Below are 15,989 nucleotides of genomic sequence, written 5' to 3'. Positions count from 1 at the left end.
CTGAAGGAACGTTTATTATGCCATTTGACAGTCAGCAGTATTTGAATTTAGCAAGTTGAGATTAGATAGGGCGATCGCCTTAACAAAAATAGATTCATTTGAGGCTCAGAAGATTTTACTAAATCTAACGGTTATTCAGCAAAAGCTCAATTTCTTCATCTGTAAAACCAAATTGCCTGAAAATTCTCAAGACATAAGCGGGTGACATTTCTCTTGCCCCCATGTCGATCGGGACAATCCATCTCTTCTCTTCAATCTGACGGCTATAGAGACTATGATCTCCCTTGCCTTGCCGATGAAACTGACATCCGCCCTGCTCCAAAATCCTAATCAATGCCTTGGGTTTAAGAGCAGGAATATTTTTAGGCATAAACCGCCCGAAACTCGTAGTTTTCTAAAGCTGGCTCTTTTGCTTCAAGGGTTAGGAACTCATGCAGTTCCTTAATGGAAACAAAAGCTTGATGAACGTTCTGCTCAGTCTCCACGATCGCTTGCCATGAGTCGATCGCTTCTTTAAGTTTTGCGATCGCCTGATCTTGACTATTTCCCTGTCCAACAATGCCATTTTCTAAGCAAAGGGCAACCCAGTAGACTGAACTTTGTCTCAGTACGACGGTGTAAAAGTCCATAAGTTTTGAACCTTTCATTTGAGAATATCTCAGTATAGCTTTTGAGTTTTGAAAGGAAGCCTCAGTTTCTCCCACTAATCCGGAATGTACTCAATCAAATCGGCGGGTGTACAGTTGAGCGCATCACACAACTTAGCCAACGTTGCGCCCCCAATTCCAGGCAATTCATCCGTATTTTTGAGTTTGGAAATACTCACGGGATGCATCCCAAGTTGTTGAGCCAGCGCTTGATTCGTGATCTTGCGATCTGCCATTACAACTCTCAAACGCCAACGAATCTTTCCCACTGCCCATCACATCTAGTTTACAAAAATCTTTTATCCTCAAGTTCCACTTTCAACTATGGACTCTCTGACTGCTTGCTCTAATTCTTCCCTAGTACATTGGTAGACTTCGAGCAATCGAAAAACTTGCCAGACTTCCATTTTTGGCGTGGTTCTTCCTTTTTCCCAATTACGGACTGAGGATTCGGAACACTTAAGCTCATAGGCAACATCTATTGTCCTAAGCCCTGTGCGTTCTCTTAACGCTTTCAAGTCCATATTTAACTGAACCTTTCAGTAAGTCTTGCCGCTAAGTCTTGCGTTAAGTATTGACAGCTTCAAGAGTTTGACGTTTAATCATATGGAAGGGTACTAGCATATTCTCCACAGAGACCCGCTAGCGCCTCAAAACCCTTGCGATTAGAACATATCATGCCACACAACACGAACCCTGACGGGTGCGGGTCAGATTTTGATGCGTTAGAACAGCTAGCCGATCGGATTGGCTACCGCGATCGCCTCAATCATTGGGCGGTGATTCGTCTGTTGCCTAATATGCAGCGAGTCGTCGTGGGGCGGTTTAGGAGTCGATCGGATGCCGATGGACATCAGCGATTTTTGCAGCAGCATGTTCCTGAAGGGGAATTTATTGTGCTGTTTGATAGTCAGCAGTATTTAGATTAAGCATGTAGATTCTATAAGATTGTTCGCTCATGCCCAGATTAGAAGCAAACCCTGCCATTCCTTATCGAGAAACCCGAAGCTGCACATAGACCAAAGCCAATGTCACCCCCAATAGCAGCGTCGTGGCGGCAGCGGCGTACCCCAAATCAAACTGCGCAAACGCTTGATTATAAATATAAAACACCAACAAATTCGTCGTATTCAACGGCCCGCCCCCTGTCATTACATAGGGCTGCTCAAAGCTCCGCAGCGTGAAAATAGTCGTTGTCACTGTTGCAAAAATCAGAGTCGATCGCAACCCCGGTAAAGTAATGTGCCAAAACTGCTGCCACTCATTCGCTCCATCCAGCTCCGCCGCCTCATAAAGATTTGCCGAAATCGCCTGTAGCCCCGCCAAAAACACCACCAGATTAAACCCAATCTGCTTCCAAAAACTCATCAAAATCAGCACAGGCATCGCCCAAGTTGGGCTACCCAACCAGGGAATCGACTCTAGCCCCAACCCATTCAGCAATCCATTTACGGGACCATCGGTTTGAAACAGCCATCGAAACCCCAGACCCGCCGCCACTAGGGAAGTAATTGAAGGAATAAAGTAGGCAGTCCGTAGCAAATCTCGAAAGCCGATCGCCCGATCCAGCAGTACCGCTAGACCCAACGGCACAATCAGACTCGGAATCACGGTCGCGATCGTGAAATATGCCGTATTTCCCAACACCTGCCAAAAATCTGGATCGACCAACAGCCGCCAGTAATTTCTCAGCCCCACCCCATGCACCCCTGCCCGCGTGAAGCTACCCGCCGTAAAGCTGAGGTACACCAAATAGGCGATCGGGTAGATCACAAAAATGCCCAGCAAAACCAGCGCCGGAGCCAGAAGCAGCCAAGCCTCTAGGGTTTCTTTTTGAAAGACCTCTCGCCGAATGGTTGCTTGAGGAGAGGAAGGAAGCGATCGCGGATTCATTATGGTAAGGTACTTAGCTGCAACCCGTAATTTCTTTCTCTCATGATCTCCGATGCCGTACCCGAAAGTCATGCCAGAAAATTATAAATCTGTCGATGCCAGCTTAGTTTCTCCAGATGTATTGCTTCAGGAGACTAACACTTCTCTTATGAAGCTTGGTATTTTAGCGTCCGGTAGCGGCAGCAATGTGGAGGCGATCGCCCAAGCCATTGCCCATCAACAGCTCAACGCCCAAATTCAGGTCTTGATCTACAATCAGCCCACCGCCAAAGTCGCCGATCGTGCCGATCGCCTAGAGATTCCCAAAGTGCTGCTCAATCACCGTGAGTATTCCAGCCGAGAAGCGCTCGATCAAGCCATCATTGAAACTATGCACCAGCATCAGGTGGAATGGGTGATCATGGCAGGCTGGATGCGCGTCGTTACTCAGGTGCTAATTGACGCATTCCCTCGACGTATCATCAACATTCATCCCAGCCTCCTCCCTAGCTTTCCGGGTGCCCATGCTATCGAACAGGCGATCGCTGCTCAAGTGAAAATTACAGGCTGCACGGTGCATTTTGTAGAACTCATCGTAGATAGTGGCCCAATTATCATGCAAGCTGCCGTACCTGTTTTACCCGACGATACGCCTGCCACACTACATCAACGAATTCAAGTACAAGAGCACAGAATTTTTCCCCAAGCAATTGCGATCGCGTCAGGCTTAATGGCTCCTCAATTAAATAATATGCCTACTCATTGAGAAACCCTAAATGACTCTTTAGAGAGATCATTTAGGGTTTCGTCATGGCTTTATTAGAGCGATTGCTTTCGCCTTAATTTTCACTTCGGTTATGTCTTGACGATCGCTAATTACAATTTCTGTCTTAACTTACAGCTCTAGAGAACTTGTAAATGCAGAGAGTCACTATAGAGATCATTCACTTGAACCTCTGCACCATCGGTTGCCCTATCATTTTGCTCTATTATCTATTGTAATCAGAGCGAGTTGTGGTAGAAGTTGACGGGTCAACGTATGTATCAGAGCGCCGTTGCTCTTGTGGTCTGCGCAAGCCCGCTAAGCCCGCTAGACCCAATAAACCTAGCCATCCCAAATCAAATCCATCATCTGAATCTGTTTCATCCGTCGCTACCCCAGAAGTACCGCTATCAGGAACCGTGGTGCCAGGGGCTATTGTTCCATCAGCAGGACTATTGGTTTGAGCGGAAACAGGCATTGCCAAACATAGACCAGCCATGCTCAAGGCAATTGCAAAAGCTTTTGTATTCAGGTTAGGACGATTCATCATATTGGTCATCTCCTTAAATCACAAGTGAGTTATAGAATTCAAACAATAAAGACAAAGCTTTTACTCAACTTCATCTTTTTAGAGTCGTCTATTTCTATATTCAAGAAGATATCTAAAGTTCAACTATTTTTCATCCAACTAAAGTTGGAAGTGTCAAGTAAACATTTGGAAAACAATAGCTCTAATTTGAAATGTTTACTATTCCTCAAGATTTAAGAGAACGAGATAGAGAGTTTTTAAACCCATAGGATTACTTAAAGAGATGCCTAATATCAAAAATCTTTCAAGAAGCTAGGGCTGTACTCCCCTGGTTAACTGACAAAACTCAAAGAAAAACTCAAACTGCCCTCTCCCCAACCCCTCTTCTGTTCTGGGAGAGATGTTTTCGAGGAGAACGTTATCCATAGTGAGCGCAGCTCTAGCATTATTGCTTTGCCACATAATATTCGAGCGAAAAGCTAAATCTTAAGAAATGAGGCTTAATTTGTTGTCAGCGCTGCTTTTCAGCCATCACTAGAGAGGTAAAGTAAGTGTAAGTGAATCACCCGACGGGGTGAACCAACGGCTTAATCGAGATGGGTTATCCTAGAATATAGAAATCCAAAGGATGAGTTAAGGTCAAATAAGGCAATAAAATCTATGAGCACAATTCAAGATCAAATTGAGCAAGAGCGGGCAGAGGCACGGGAAGTTTGCGAAATTAAGGGCGATGGCTCATCCGACTGTGCTGCTGCATGGGATGTCGTTGAGGAGCTTCAGGCTGAAGCTGCCCATCAGCGCGAGAAGGCACCCGAAAAGAACTCGCTGCAACAGTATTGCGACGACAACCCCGACGCTCTAGAGTGTCGCGTTTACGACAACTAGATTTTCTCTGAAGTCCCTACTGAAGCAATACTGAATAATCTAAGCTGACTCTATAAGAGGGCACTTGTAGGTTGAAAATTGCACGGTAGTCGATGAGAAAATTTTAGGAGGGTAGGGCGATCGTCCTATCCTCTTATTTTTGGACAGCATTTTCTCCCCAAATCTATGGGACTCGCCCCAGGACGATGCAAGACCTGAATATCACGTTACCTGATCCATCAGCTACTCATTCTCTGGGTCTAGCGTTAGGTCAGGGTCTGCCAGCAGGAAGTATTTTGCTTCTCAAAGGAGAGTTAGGCAGCGGCAAGACATCCTTGGTGCAGGGAATCGGTCAAGGTTTAGGCATCGCTGAGCTGATCAATAGCCCAACTTTTATTTTGCTAAACGAGTATTTGGAAGGACGTGTACCGCTCTATCATCTGGACTTGTATCGGCTTCAGCCTCAGGAGGTTGACGCGCTTTACTTGGAAACCTACTGGGATGGGCTAGAAGTGCCGCTAGGAATTGTGGCGATCGAATGGGCAGAGCGATTGCACACCCTGCCCGAAAGCCATCTTGAGGTTTGTCTACGTACGCCAGAAACAGGCGGACGGCAGGTTGAGATCCGACCGAAGGGCGATCGCGCTGCAGCGTGGCTAGCGGCTCTGACCCATCAGATCCAAGGCATTGCAGCAACGTAAGCCTACGTCACCTATACAGAAGCCGTCCGACCCCATGACACATAGGGCAAGCGATCGGCAGTTTGCCGTACCTGCTCTGCCTGTGCCACAAGTTGCCCGCACGCATCCCAGGTGCCGCCCAAGAACATATTTCTGGCTCCCTCACCCATGAAGACGGGGACTGCAATATGTCCGAAACGAACTTCCAATGCCTCCAAATCCAGCTTGATCGGATTTTGCGGAAATTCTGTTAACCAACTTTGCAGCCGCTCCACGTCAGCAGGGGCTGCCGTAACGCAGGGAATGCCCATTGCCACGCAGTTTCCAAAGAAAATCTCGGCAAAGCTTTCGCCGATCAACGCCTTAATGCCCCACTTGGCGATCGCTTGGGGCGCATGTTCTCGTGAAGACCCACAGCCGAAGTTGCGGTTGACGACTAGCAGCGTTGCCCCCTGATACTGAGGCTGATCAAAAGCGTGCTGACCCTGAACTTGGGTGCGATCGTCTGCAAACACCTGTGCGCCCAGCCCGTCAAACGTGACGCACCGCAGAAACCGCGCCGGGATAATCCGATCGGTATCAATATCGTTGCCCGTCAGCGGAATTCCCCGTCCGGCGATCGATTTAACTTGACTCATTGCCTGAAACTCCTGATTTTTTTAGAAGACCCGCCTGAGAACCTGCCTTTAGAGCAACTCCCGCACATCCGTGACAGTGCCCTGAACCGCCGCCGCCGTCACCATTGCCGGACTCATTAGCAACGTCCGACCAGACGAAGAACCCTGCCGTCCTTTGAAGTTGCGGTTGGAAGAAGAAGCGCTGATTTGCCGCCCTTGAAGCTTGTCGGGGTTCATCGCCAGACACATCGAGCAGCCCGCTTCCCGCCATTCAAACCCTGCTGCCTGAAAGATTTTGTCTAGTCCTTCAGCTTCAGCCTGCTGTTTCACGCGCTCAGAGCCAGGAACCACAAAGGCTTTTACGCCCGCGGCAACCTGCCGCCCCGCGGCAACCTTTGCCGCCTCCCGTAGATCGCTGATCCGCCCATTAGTGCAGCTGCCGATAAAGCACACGTCAATCTTGGTACCCGCGATCGCCTGACCCGGAGCCAAATCCATGTAGCGGTAAGCCTCTTCAGCCAGGACGCGATCGCCCTCTGGCATGGAGTCGGTTGTGGGCACCTGCTGGTTCACGCCAATCCCTTGACCCGGCGTAATACCCCAGGTAACGGTAGGCGAAATCTCTGCCGCATCGAAAACTACTCTGTCGTCATATTGGGCATCTGCGTCGCTGCGCAAATTCTGCCACCAAGCGATTGCCTTGTCCCAATCTGCGCCTTTCGGAGCAAAGTCTCGTCCTTTGAGGTACTCAAACGTCACGGCATCAGGGTTAACGTAGCCGCACCGCGCGCCCCCTTCGATCGCCATATTGCAGACGGTCATCCGTTCTTCCATGCTCATCTGCTCAAAGGTAGTGCCTGCAAACTCATAGGCATAGCCTACGCCGCCCGTTACGCCCAGCGTGCGAATCACATGCAGGATCACGTCTTTGGCGTAAACTCCCGGAGGCAGCGTCCCGTTCACCTCAATTTTGCGAACCTTCAGCTTTGAGAGCGCCAGGGTTTGGGAGGCGAGGATATCCCGTACTTGACTGGTGCCGATACCAAACGCGATCGCTCCAAAGGCACCATGGGTCGAGGTATGGCTATCTCCACAGGCGATCGTCATTCCCGGCTGCGTCAAGCCTTGCTCAGGCGCAATCACATGCACCACGCCCTGATTACCAGAGCCGATGTTATGAAACGTGATGCCGTTATCTTTGCAGTTTTTCTCGATCGCCTGCATCATTTCTTCGGCTAAAACATCCGCAAACGGACGCGCCTGGTTTTCAGTCGGCACAATGTGATCGGCGGTGGCAACAGTCCGCTCTGGAAACATCACCTTTAGCCCGCGATCGCGCAGCATGGCAAAAGCCTGAGGGCTGGTTACTTCGTGAATTAGATGAAGTCCAATAAAAAGCTGGGTCTGTCCCGAAGGCAGGGTGCCGACGGTATGCAAATCCCAAACTTTATCAAATAAGGTGCCTTGACTCATGGCTTATGACCCTCAAAAAATGCGGTTAAATTCAGCAGAATGTCTGTATCGTCCTCACTTCTACAGTAGAAAACGTGGTTGTGAATGTCCAATATATTTTTAGTGGGTGATTAATACTTTTTAAGTCTTAAAAGACGGGCATGGGGCGATTGCTGAGCTTATTCATCCATAAATTTTGCGTGAGGGGGGCAGCACATTTTCGGACGTTTAGGCATATTCACCGTAAAAATAGGCAAAAATGTATCATAGTGGAACCAAATCTAAAATTTCGCCAGCAGGTTTTATTTCATTTGTATAGAACTAAAAACTTGCCGGGAACTTTAAGTCTGGTTCTGCTGTAGCTCAAGCCTCTGTCAACCCCCTAAAGCAATAAAATATGCGCATTCTAGTCACAGGCGGTGCGGGATTCATCGGCTCCCATTTAATCGATCGCCTGATGGAGCAAGGCAATGACATCATCTGTTTGGACAATTTTTACACCGGACACAAGCGGAATATCCTCAAATGGATTGACAATCCCTACTTTGAGCTGATCCGTCACGATATCACCGAACCCATTCGCCTGGAAGTCGATCAAATCTATCACTTAGCCTGTCCGGCTTCCCCGGTTCACTATCAGTACAACCCGGTGAAAACCATCAAAACGAATGTGATGGGCACATTGAATATGCTGGGTTTGGCAAAACGAGTCAAAGCAAGATTTTTCTTAGCCTCCACTTCAGAAGTGTATGGCGATCCGGAAGTGCATCCCCAAACTGAAGACTACCGAGGTAGTGTGAATCCGATCGGCATTCGGAGCTGCTATGACGAAGGCAAGCGTGTGGCCGAAACCTTGGCGTTTGACTACCATCGCCAAAACGATGTTGATATTCGGGTGGTGCGGATTTTTAACACCTACGGCCCCCGGATGCTAGAAAATGATGGGCGCGTCGTTAGCAATTTTATTGTACAGGCGCTCCGAGGTCAGCCGCTGACGGTCTACGGCGATGGCTCCCAAACCCGCAGCTTTTGCTATGTGTCGGATCTAGTCGATGGGTTTATTCGCATGATGAATGGCGACTATATTGGTCCGGTCAATTTAGGAAACCCAGGCGAGTACACGATCCTCCAGCTTGCCCAAGCCGTGCAGCAGATGATCAATCCCGATGTCGCCATCAAGTTTGAGCCGCTGCCTCAAGATGATCCGCGTCGTCGCAAGCCAGATATCACCCGCGCGCAAACCCGTCTAGGATGGGAGCCAACTGTGCCGCTGCAATCGGGCTTGCAATTAACGATCGAGGATTTCCGCGATCGTCTAGAAGCGGCCCCTATCCCTGTGGCGGTGGGCTAGAAAATTTCAGAGGTAGAGCAACCGCCTTAGCGGTTAGGATGGGGACATTTTGGGTGGGGCGCGAAGCGCCCCACCCAAAATGTCCGAAGCAAACTGGCGAAAGCTATAACCAGGGTCTTGCTTTAGCGGCTGTTTAGTTATTGAAAGCTTTGCACAGCAGAAATTTCAATAACTAAATAGCTCTTCTGACCCAGAAGTGTCGAGTTCACCATAAGGTCTGTTGACTATTCGCGATCGAGGAGCAACCTATGCAGGTTTGTGTGATTGGTACGGGATACGTGGGCTTGGTTACGGGCGTTTGTTTGGCACACATTGGGCATCGCGTCATTTGTGTCGATAACAACGAGGCAAAAGTAGCGTTGATGCAGTCGGGGCAGTCGCCAATTTTTGAACCAGGATTGTCCGAGCTGATGCAGGATGCTATTCAATCCGGCAAGATTGAGTTTACCACTGACCTGAATGCAGGGGTCAGCCATGGCGAGGTGCTGTTTATCGCGGTAGGTACTCCGCCTTTACCCACAGGCGAAAGCGACACGCGCTATGTAGAAGCCGTAGCGCGCGGCATTGGCGCTCACCTGAACGGCGGCTACAAAGTAATTGTCAACAAATCTACTGTCCCGATCGGCTCTGGCGACTGGGTGCGGATGCTGGTGCTAGATGGTGTTGCAGAACGGCAGCAAACCTTGGTGTCTTCAGGCAATAGCCCGGTGGCAACGGAAGCAGCAGTCGATTTTGATGTCGTCAGCAACCCTGAGTTTCTACGCGAAGGGTGCGCCATTTTTGACACGCTGAACCCCGATCGCATTGTGCTAGGCAGCAACAGCCAGCGAGCGATCGGGATGATGCGAGAGCTATATGCGCCGATCGTTTCTCGTGAGTTTGCTGAGAATAAACTCTTGCCGACCGTGCCTGTAGTCGTTACTGACCTGAGTTCAGCAGAGATGGTTAAATACGCCTCTAACGCCTTCCTGGCAACCAAGATTAGCTTCATTAATGAGATTGCTAACATCTGCGATCGCGTTGGGGCAGATGTCACTCAGGTCGCCAAAGGCATTGGTCTAGATTCTCGCATTGGGGCTAAGTTTTTGCAGGCAGGCATCGGTTGGGGCGGCTCTTGCTTCCCTAAAGATGTGGCGGCACTCATCCACACGGCGGAAGACTATGGCTATGAAGCCCAGTTGCTCAAGTCTGCCGTCAGCGTTAACCAACGCCAGCGAATGATTGCAGTCGAGAAACTTCAGCAGGTGTTGAAGATTCTTAAAGGCAAAACGATCGGTCTGCTGGGGCTGACCTTCAAGCCCGACACAGACGACCTACGAGATGCTCCTTCACTAGATCTGATCGAGCAGCTACATCGTCTGGGGGCAAGAGTGAAGGCATACGATCCGCTAGTGGCTCAGAGCGGTATGCGACATGGTCTGTCCAACGTGCAGGTGGAGACCGATCCTGAGCGGTTAGCCGATGGCTGCGATGCGCTGGTTCTAGTGACAGATTGGAAGCAGTTTCTCACTCTAGACTACGAAAAGATGGCAAAGCTGATGAGTCAACCCCTCATGATCGACGGTCGCAATTTCCTGGATCAATCGGTTCTAGAAACGGCTGGATTCCGCTATTTAGGAGTTGGACGACAGGGCTATTGAACCGCTTGTATGGCAATCGCCTTGGCGGTTAGGACAGGGACATTTAGGGTGGGGCGCGCTCCACCTTAAATGTCCTAAGCAAACTGGCGACAGCCATGAATCAGATTGGGCAGAGACGCAGTCCCTGCCCAATCTGATTTCAAAATCCTAATCCGTAAGAGGTCAGCAATCCCTTAAGAAGGACTTAGATTTTTTGCGCATAACGTAATGTGGAAGAATCATTGCCTTCCGCCTTGAATATGCAAATTCCTCGATCTCACGACTGGAACCTGACTGCCGAAGCCGCGATCGCCCTTCAGCAGTCTTTGCGAACCCAAATCGTCACGACCGATCGACTTGGAAAAGTCCAAAAGGTTGCCGGGGTAGATGTCGCCTTTGAAGACGGGGGCGAGATTACTCGATCGGCAGTCGTGGTGCTGAGCTTTCCAGAACTGCAAGTGTTGGAACAGACGATCGCCCGTCGCCCGACAACGTTTCCCTACATTCCAGGGCTGCTGTCTTTCCGGGAAGTTCCAGCCGTTCTAGATGCCCTAGAGAACCTAAAGACTACACCCGATCTGCTGCTGTGCGACGGCATGGGAATCGCCCATCCGCGACGGTTTGGCATCGCTTGCCATATTGGCTGGCTAACGGATCTACCTGCGATCGGCGTGGGCAAGTCTCGGCTAGTGGGCAAGCATCCGGAGGTGCCCGATAAAAAATCTGCCTGGGTGCCATTACAGGACAAGGGCGAAACTATCGGTGCAGTTCTGCGTACCCGTGTCGGCACTCATCCGCTGTACATTTCCCCAGGGCATCGCGTTAGCCTAGAAACGGCGATCGCCTATGTTATGGGCTGTACTACTCGGTATCGCTTGCCAGAAACCACGCGTCACGCCGATAAGCTCTCCAAGCTCCCTGCCTCTCAGGTGGACAGCAAGTTAAAGATTGAACCAAATCCTCAACAGCTCTCTCTAGGGCTGTAGTTCAGGAGCGTTGGAGGATTGAACTCCTCCAACTAGACTCCTCCAACTAGCAAGCGCCATTGTGCGTACCCAAGCACTCTAGACTCTATTCTGGATCAGCAGCACCCATTTCTAGCGATCGCACTGACTGTTCAAAGCTCAAGCGCTGCTCAGCATTGCGTAAAAAGTAGCCGCTAATCATGGCCGAAGCCATCATCCGCCCCAAGTTCTCACGGCTGGTAGTAATGGTGACTCCGAACTGCTCAGAGGGCAATCCGCCTAACATACCAATAATATTTCGTTCAATCACCTGAAGCACCTCTACAGACTCAGGCTTAGAGAGCTGAGCCGCCGTTTCAGGACTCATAGACTGCACGTACTGCCACAGGGTATTGGGTGTGTCGCTGCCGCCAAAGAACCCAGAGATGCGATCGGTTGCGTCGTTCATAGATCGAAAACCTCATTAAGATAACGATGCTGAGTGCGAAATCCCACTTGGTTAAACGCACTATCCATTCGATTAAGCTCAATGTAACAATTCATTGAACCCGTCTGAAGTGAGCAGAACCGAACTTCAAGAGTCGGTTTAGCGCACTTCATCTAAAAACTGGGAATAATGGGCTTGAAAGGGTGTTGCCCAAACGCTTCTGTAGGAGATCGTTATGTTGAGCGATTCTAGTTCGCAAAATTCTGCTTTGCCCATTCCTATCTTTACGCAGAAAGCAGTGAAGCGGTGCCATATTATGCTGCCAGATACACCTGAGCCAACAAGCGCCATTTGCTACAACGGGCAGTATTACGCCTATGTCAAATTTTTTTCGACGGTAGAAGTAGCCCGTCACAAAGCTACTTTGATGGCTCAGCGCGGCAGCACGGTGCTATTAACACGCATTCCCAAGGGTCTAGTGCTATGGGTTCTAGAAACCGATGCTCAATCTGTCACAAAATTGCCGCCTTTGAAAAAACTCTAGATCAGCTCTAGGAAGTCAGCTTTTAGACTGAAGACAAGGAACTGAAAGCTACAGACCATAAACTACATATAAACTACGTAAAGTCGTCGTTTTTTGCCGAGAGTTTGTGAGTCCTAAGCGTTTGCCCCAAACCACTGCCCATGTGCGAGTTACCTACCAGTCTTGGCAGCAAGGCGCGATCGCTGGTGAGGTGAGAGCAGGCGCGTATGAATGGCAGTTTCAATGGCAGTTTCGCTACGGTCAGCTTTCTGTAGAACCTTCTTTGGGTCGAGCGTTGATTAAAGAGCCTTTGAGCCGCTTTTTAGAGCAAAGTGACTATCAGCTTGAGGCAGGTGGCGATTATTGCTTCACAATTCGGGCAGATATTTAGAGAAATAAGCGAGGAACAGGCAGAAAAGTATAGCTTTGTACTAAACAGCTCAATTTGGCGAAAAGAACGCAAATTAGCGAAATACTGAAGCCTTCCAACATACTCGATCAATCAGCCAAATGGCTGTGAATTTGACCCGATTAAGGAAAAATCTCAGCAGAGGATAAAGTTTTGGGAGCTACTTTCTCTAAACAGCGGAAAAAGCTCTAGCTTGAGCCAGTATTTGAGGTGAAGTCGCTTCGAGTTCAGTCCATCTTACGTTCAGTCCATCTTACGAAGTAAGACCGAACCTAGCGTCAACAAATCTAGCATCAATAGTTTCTGACACTTTTCGGCTAATTTAGTTTCCCATTTCCCTAGCCACAGCAATTTCAATCAGGGGTATTCGCTAGCAACGTTCATGACGAGGCTCGAAATTTCATGCTCAGTTGTGTCTAAGCAGCAATGGGAAGTCAAAGGGTTGCGCATCTACCACCGAAAACTGTTGAAATGCCCCCTGCTGTTTAGCTACTTCAAGCCTCAACTTATGAACATATCTTCATCAACCCTGAAATTTTCAGTGGCTCTTGCGATGGCTAGCCTAAGCATTGCTGAGCCTGCAAAAGCCCAAACGGAATGCGGTACGGCAGCTTATTACGATAGCGGTTCTGTAACCGCCAATGGCGAAGCGTTTGACCCAGGTGAGTTGGCTGCGGCTCATCCCTGGATACCGATGGGTTCCTGGGTGACTGTCGTCGATCAGGATAATGGTAGGGAAGTGAGTGTGCGAATCAACGATCGCGGCCCCTGGTCAGGAGGATTTATTGTGGATCTAACACCTGCTGCCATTAACGCGCTCGATCCTCATCAGACTTCTGATGTCCGCAATGTTTGCCTCTACTGGTCAGGGAGCTGAGATCGCTCTGGGTTTTAGATTGTATGGCGTTTGTGTGTTCACGCTTTGATAAGGCTGTATCCAATTTTTCCAGGGCATTTAGGGTGGCGCGGAGCGTACCACCTTAAATGTCACTGTCCTCACCCCAGTCGATCGCCAATTAGAGTTTTGTGGCGCGCGCCACAAAACCCTAAAAGCTGGATTCCAAAAGCGCGGAGCGCCTTTGGAATCTAGCTTTTAGGAAAAATAGGAAGACTTTGCGATCTACTGAACCCAGGTGAATGCAGCCATAGCACTCCGCATCTGTCATAGCACTCCGCATCTGTGATTAAGTCCAATTATGGTTTAGAAGTCGTGCAGAGTGTAGCTTCTAAATAATCATCATTGGGCTAATTTACAAGCTGGGCTAATTCACAAGCTGGGCTAATTCACAATCAGCCTGCTACTCGTACTGCATTTCGCGGGTGAGCTGTCCGAGATAGCGCTCGATTAGTAGAATTGCCACAATGTCGTCGATCGGGCGAGGTATTCCTCTCATTCCCTCTGGGATAAGGCGGGATAGACCTTTAGGAGGATACATCTGCCAGTAGCGATCGCGTGCCTCTAGTGTGCTGTGCCGCTCATCAACCAAAATAATGCGCGGCGGCTGAGGTAAATCACTGCTCAGCTTTTGCTTCCATTCTTTGGCGCTAGTTTGATCGCCAACAACGAGGGTAGAAATTGGAAATTTTTGACGCAGCGATTGAATCGTGGCGATCGCTTCATGAGCTGCAATAACTTCGTGGTAGTAAAGATTGCGATCAACTCCCATAACAGCCAATCCGCACTTTTGCCGACCTGGATCGAAGCCTAGAATCATAGGCTGCGTAGAAGTGTCGAAAAGTGAGAATGCCATGTAGGGAATAAATAGACTCTGACCTTAATGTACAAGAAATTTAATATGGCGATCGTATTTAAGCTCTGAGCCTATGTAATGGTTACATCTTGTCCATGACCGAACGCCACGGAACAAAGCCTCAGAAGACATGAAATCAGCAGTGCTCAAGATTCCTCATTACGGGCTTGGCTCAACCTGCCCAATGTCTCGAATCTTGCCCTGCATATCTACCGTCCAAACCTGATAAAGGCTGCTGACATCACCATTCTCATCTAGATCAACTTCGCCACTTGCTCCCTGATAGTTAATCTCTTTGCCCTCTCGTAAGCTCTGCAAAGCTTCGCAAATATCTGTTACTTCTACTCCTGGAGCATTTGCTACTTCCTGGAGCTTGTTGCTAATTGCTATTGCCTGATTCGATTTCGCTGCTTCTGCTGCCAGCATTAGTAGAGCTGCGGCATCCCAGGTTTGAGACGCATAAAGACCTGGAGGGGAATCCTGGCTCTGTTGCCAATTTTTCAGGAAACTGCTGTCTGAACCTCCTCTAGGGTGGGTCGCTATGCCGATCGCACCTTCAGGCAAAACCAGTTTGGTGCCAGTCAAGCTGAGGCTGGTGGGGTTACGAATGCGATCGCTCAATAGCAGCTGCACTCCTGTCACTAAACCTTGCGCTTCGGCAGATTGTAGTAGCAGGTTACCTGTGTCCGGATTCAGATCAGCTATCACTGCGTCAGGCGTTTCATCATTAGGACGGAAAGCTGAAAGGGCATCATTATCGAAACTAGCGCCCTGAGGGTCATAGCGTGTAGGGTTGGATTTATTGAGAACAGTGCCGCCTAATTTCTCAAACGCAGCAATGAAGGCTTTTTCAAACCGAATGCCGCCGCTGTTGTTGACTACGACAGTAGAAGCCGTTCTGAAGCCTCTATTTTTCGCTAGCTTAGCCAGGGCGATCGCCTGCTGGGTATCGGTCGGAACCGTTCTACTCCAAAGCCCTTGGAGGTCGCCTTTTTGCGATCGCTCTGTAAACGCTGAAGCCGTATTAGTAGAAGAGATTAGCGGAATCTTGTAGGGCACGAGCGTCTCCAGCACCGCCATTGTAGAGGCTTCAGTACCCAAAACACTAATTACAGCATCGACTTGGTCTTCGGTTGCCAGCTTTTTGATCAGCCCCGCTTCTGCCTTGGGGTTCAACGGGTCTTCCTCAACAACCAAGCTTACGGGAGCATTGTTGACTCCTCCACAGGCGTTAACCGTGCTAGCAATCAACGGCAGCACCTCTAAGCTAGACTGGCTCGCTGCTCCCAGAGCGCCCGTTGTGGGCACTAACACCCCCAGCTTTAGCCCTGGAGGAGGGTTAGTAATAGCTGGATTGGGTGAGGGCGATCGCTGACATGCTCCCAAACCGCCAAGCAGGGCGAGAACTGCTGTGAAGAACCCTAGCTTTGCTGCATGGGGAACGCTATTCTTAAAACTATTGCTTTTAGCCAAGCGTAAAACTGCTCCTTGCTATTCGAGCCAATGTTCTAGACGGCTCA

General features: G+C 49.4%; 21 protein-coding genes. 10 read left to right on the top strand and 11 right to left on the bottom strand.

Annotation, left to right across the window (positions count from 1 at the left end):
• Nucleotides 1–124: 124 nt before the first annotated feature.
• From AC5JMP_RS20505 to AC5JMP_RS20490, 4 genes are all read right to left on the bottom strand, one after another.
• Nucleotides 125–370: a type II toxin-antitoxin system HicA family toxin gene (locus AC5JMP_RS20505; protein ID WP_495853341.1), complete on the bottom strand. Its 246-nt coding sequence runs from the start codon at nucleotides 368–370 to the stop codon at nucleotides 125–127.
• Nucleotides 363–629, bottom strand: coding sequence for a type II toxin-antitoxin system HicB family antitoxin (locus AC5JMP_RS20500; RefSeq protein WP_495853367.1), 267 nt, complete (start codon nucleotides 627–629; stop codon nucleotides 363–365). Before AC5JMP_RS20500 ends, AC5JMP_RS20505 begins: the two co-directional genes overlap by 8 nt.
• 74 nt (nucleotides 630–703) lie before the next feature.
• Nucleotides 704–916 (bottom strand): helix-turn-helix domain-containing protein, encoded by a 213-nt coding sequence (locus AC5JMP_RS20495; protein ID WP_495853340.1) that lies wholly within the window; start codon nucleotides 914–916, stop codon nucleotides 704–706.
• 36 nt (nucleotides 917–952) lie between these two features.
• Nucleotides 953–1,171 carry a helix-turn-helix domain-containing protein gene (locus tag AC5JMP_RS20490; RefSeq protein WP_495853339.1) on the bottom strand — a complete coding sequence of 73 codons (219 nt, stop codon included), beginning with the start codon at nucleotides 1,169–1,171 and terminating at the stop codon, nucleotides 953–955.
• Nucleotides 1,172–1,324: 153 nt separating this feature from the next.
• Between AC5JMP_RS20490 and AC5JMP_RS20485 the strand changes: the two genes are divergently transcribed.
• Entirely contained in the window at nucleotides 1,325–1,576 is a 252-nt protein-coding gene (locus AC5JMP_RS20485) for a hypothetical protein (protein WP_495853338.1), read from the top strand.
• Between the two features lie 61 nt (nucleotides 1,577–1,637).
• On the opposite strand, the gene AC5JMP_RS20480 is transcribed toward AC5JMP_RS20485, so the two are convergent.
• Nucleotides 1,638–2,540, bottom strand: coding sequence for a carbohydrate ABC transporter permease (locus tag AC5JMP_RS20480; RefSeq protein ID WP_495853337.1), 903 nt, complete (start codon nucleotides 2,538–2,540; stop codon nucleotides 1,638–1,640).
• A gap of 52 nt (nucleotides 2,541–2,592) precedes the next feature.
• Here AC5JMP_RS20480 and purN point away from each other — a divergent pair, with 52 nt between their 5' ends.
• Nucleotides 2,593–3,285 carry a phosphoribosylglycinamide formyltransferase gene (purN, locus tag AC5JMP_RS20475; RefSeq protein WP_495853336.1) on the top strand — a complete coding sequence of 231 codons (693 nt, stop codon included), beginning with the start codon at nucleotides 2,593–2,595 and terminating at the stop codon, nucleotides 3,283–3,285.
• A 223-nt stretch (nucleotides 3,286–3,508) separates the two neighbouring features.
• Here purN and AC5JMP_RS20470 read toward each other — a convergent pair whose 3' ends face one another.
• Nucleotides 3,509–3,832: a WGxxGxxG family protein gene (locus AC5JMP_RS20470; RefSeq protein WP_495853335.1), complete on the bottom strand. Its 324-nt coding sequence runs from the start codon at nucleotides 3,830–3,832 to the stop codon at nucleotides 3,509–3,511.
• A gap of 639 nt (nucleotides 3,833–4,471) precedes the next feature.
• Here AC5JMP_RS20470 and AC5JMP_RS20465 point away from each other — a divergent pair.
• Together AC5JMP_RS20465 and tsaE are read left to right on the top strand one after the other, a co-directional pair.
• Nucleotides 4,472–4,696 (top strand): Calvin cycle protein CP12, encoded by a 225-nt coding sequence (locus tag AC5JMP_RS20465; RefSeq protein ID WP_495853334.1) that lies wholly within the window; start codon nucleotides 4,472–4,474, stop codon nucleotides 4,694–4,696.
• Between the two features lie 194 nt (nucleotides 4,697–4,890).
• Nucleotides 4,891–5,376 carry a tRNA (adenosine(37)-N6)-threonylcarbamoyltransferase complex ATPase subunit type 1 TsaE gene (gene tsaE, locus AC5JMP_RS20460; RefSeq protein ID WP_495853366.1) on the top strand — a complete coding sequence of 162 codons (486 nt, stop codon included), beginning with the start codon at nucleotides 4,891–4,893 and terminating at the stop codon, nucleotides 5,374–5,376.
• An 11-nt stretch (nucleotides 5,377–5,387) separates the two neighbouring features.
• Here the strand turns inward: tsaE and leuD are convergent, their stop codons facing one another.
• Both leuD and leuC read right to left on the bottom strand, forming a co-directional pair.
• The gene (gene leuD, locus AC5JMP_RS20455) at nucleotides 5,388–5,993 is read right to left on the bottom strand and encodes a 3-isopropylmalate dehydratase small subunit (RefSeq protein ID WP_495853333.1); all 606 of its coding nucleotides are present in this window, start codon (nucleotides 5,991–5,993) and stop codon (nucleotides 5,388–5,390) included.
• Between the two features lie 48 nt (nucleotides 5,994–6,041).
• The gene (gene leuC, locus AC5JMP_RS20450; RefSeq protein ID WP_495853332.1) at nucleotides 6,042–7,445 is read right to left on the bottom strand and encodes a 3-isopropylmalate dehydratase large subunit; all 1,404 of its coding nucleotides are present in this window, start codon (nucleotides 7,443–7,445) and stop codon (nucleotides 6,042–6,044) included.
• 376 nt (nucleotides 7,446–7,821) lie between these two features.
• Here leuC and AC5JMP_RS20445 point away from each other — a divergent pair, with 376 nt between their 5' ends.
• The 3 genes from AC5JMP_RS20445 to nfi all read left to right on the top strand — a co-directional run bounded on the left by AC5JMP_RS20445 (nucleotide 7,822) and on the right by nfi (nucleotide 11,380).
• The gene (locus AC5JMP_RS20445) at nucleotides 7,822–8,775 is read left to right on the top strand and encodes a UDP-glucuronic acid decarboxylase family protein (RefSeq protein WP_495853331.1); all 954 of its coding nucleotides are present in this window, start codon (nucleotides 7,822–7,824) and stop codon (nucleotides 8,773–8,775) included.
• A 248-nt stretch (nucleotides 8,776–9,023) separates the two neighbouring features.
• On the top strand, nucleotides 9,024–10,415 hold the full coding sequence (locus AC5JMP_RS20440) for a UDP-glucose dehydrogenase family protein (protein ID WP_495853330.1): 1,392 nt from the start codon (nucleotides 9,024–9,026) through the stop codon (nucleotides 10,413–10,415).
• A gap of 239 nt (nucleotides 10,416–10,654) precedes the next feature.
• A complete protein-coding gene (gene nfi / locus AC5JMP_RS20435; protein WP_495853329.1) occupies nucleotides 10,655–11,380 on the top strand; it encodes a deoxyribonuclease V in 726 nt (241 codons plus the stop codon).
• 85 nt (nucleotides 11,381–11,465) lie between these two features.
• On the opposite strand, the gene AC5JMP_RS20430 is transcribed toward nfi, so the two are convergent.
• Nucleotides 11,466–11,807 (bottom strand): DUF760 domain-containing protein, encoded by a 342-nt coding sequence (locus tag AC5JMP_RS20430; RefSeq protein ID WP_495853328.1) that lies wholly within the window; start codon nucleotides 11,805–11,807, stop codon nucleotides 11,466–11,468.
• Between the two features lie 214 nt (nucleotides 11,808–12,021).
• Between AC5JMP_RS20430 and AC5JMP_RS20425 the strand changes: the two genes are divergently transcribed.
• From AC5JMP_RS20425 to AC5JMP_RS20415, 3 genes are all read left to right on the top strand, one after another.
• Complete coding sequence (locus AC5JMP_RS20425) at nucleotides 12,022–12,330, top strand: hypothetical protein (RefSeq protein ID WP_495853327.1); 309 nt, start codon at nucleotides 12,022–12,024, stop codon at nucleotides 12,328–12,330.
• A gap of 106 nt (nucleotides 12,331–12,436) precedes the next feature.
• Nucleotides 12,437–12,700: a DUF3146 family protein gene (locus AC5JMP_RS20420; RefSeq protein WP_495853326.1), complete on the top strand. Its 264-nt coding sequence runs from the start codon at nucleotides 12,437–12,439 to the stop codon at nucleotides 12,698–12,700.
• 571 nt (nucleotides 12,701–13,271) lie between these two features.
• Entirely contained in the window at nucleotides 13,272–13,595 is a 324-nt protein-coding gene (locus AC5JMP_RS20415; protein WP_495853325.1) for a septal ring lytic transglycosylase RlpA family protein, read from the top strand.
• A 421-nt stretch (nucleotides 13,596–14,016) separates the two neighbouring features.
• Here the strand turns inward: AC5JMP_RS20415 and AC5JMP_RS20410 are convergent, their stop codons facing one another.
• Together AC5JMP_RS20410 and AC5JMP_RS20405 are read right to left on the bottom strand one after the other, a co-directional pair.
• Nucleotides 14,017–14,469, bottom strand: coding sequence for a pre-16S rRNA-processing nuclease YqgF (locus AC5JMP_RS20410; protein ID WP_495853324.1), 453 nt, complete (start codon nucleotides 14,467–14,469; stop codon nucleotides 14,017–14,019).
• Nucleotides 14,470–14,628: 159 nt separating this feature from the next.
• A complete protein-coding gene (locus AC5JMP_RS20405) occupies nucleotides 14,629–15,942 on the bottom strand; it encodes an ABC transporter substrate-binding protein (RefSeq protein ID WP_495853323.1) in 1,314 nt (437 codons plus the stop codon).
• Between the last annotated feature and the right edge of the window lie 47 nt (nucleotides 15,943–15,989).

The sequence above is a fragment of the Drouetiella sp. genome, from assembly GCF_059504425.1.
Note: the sequence above shows the minus strand (reverse complement) of the source record. Positions and strands in the feature narration are given on the sequence as shown.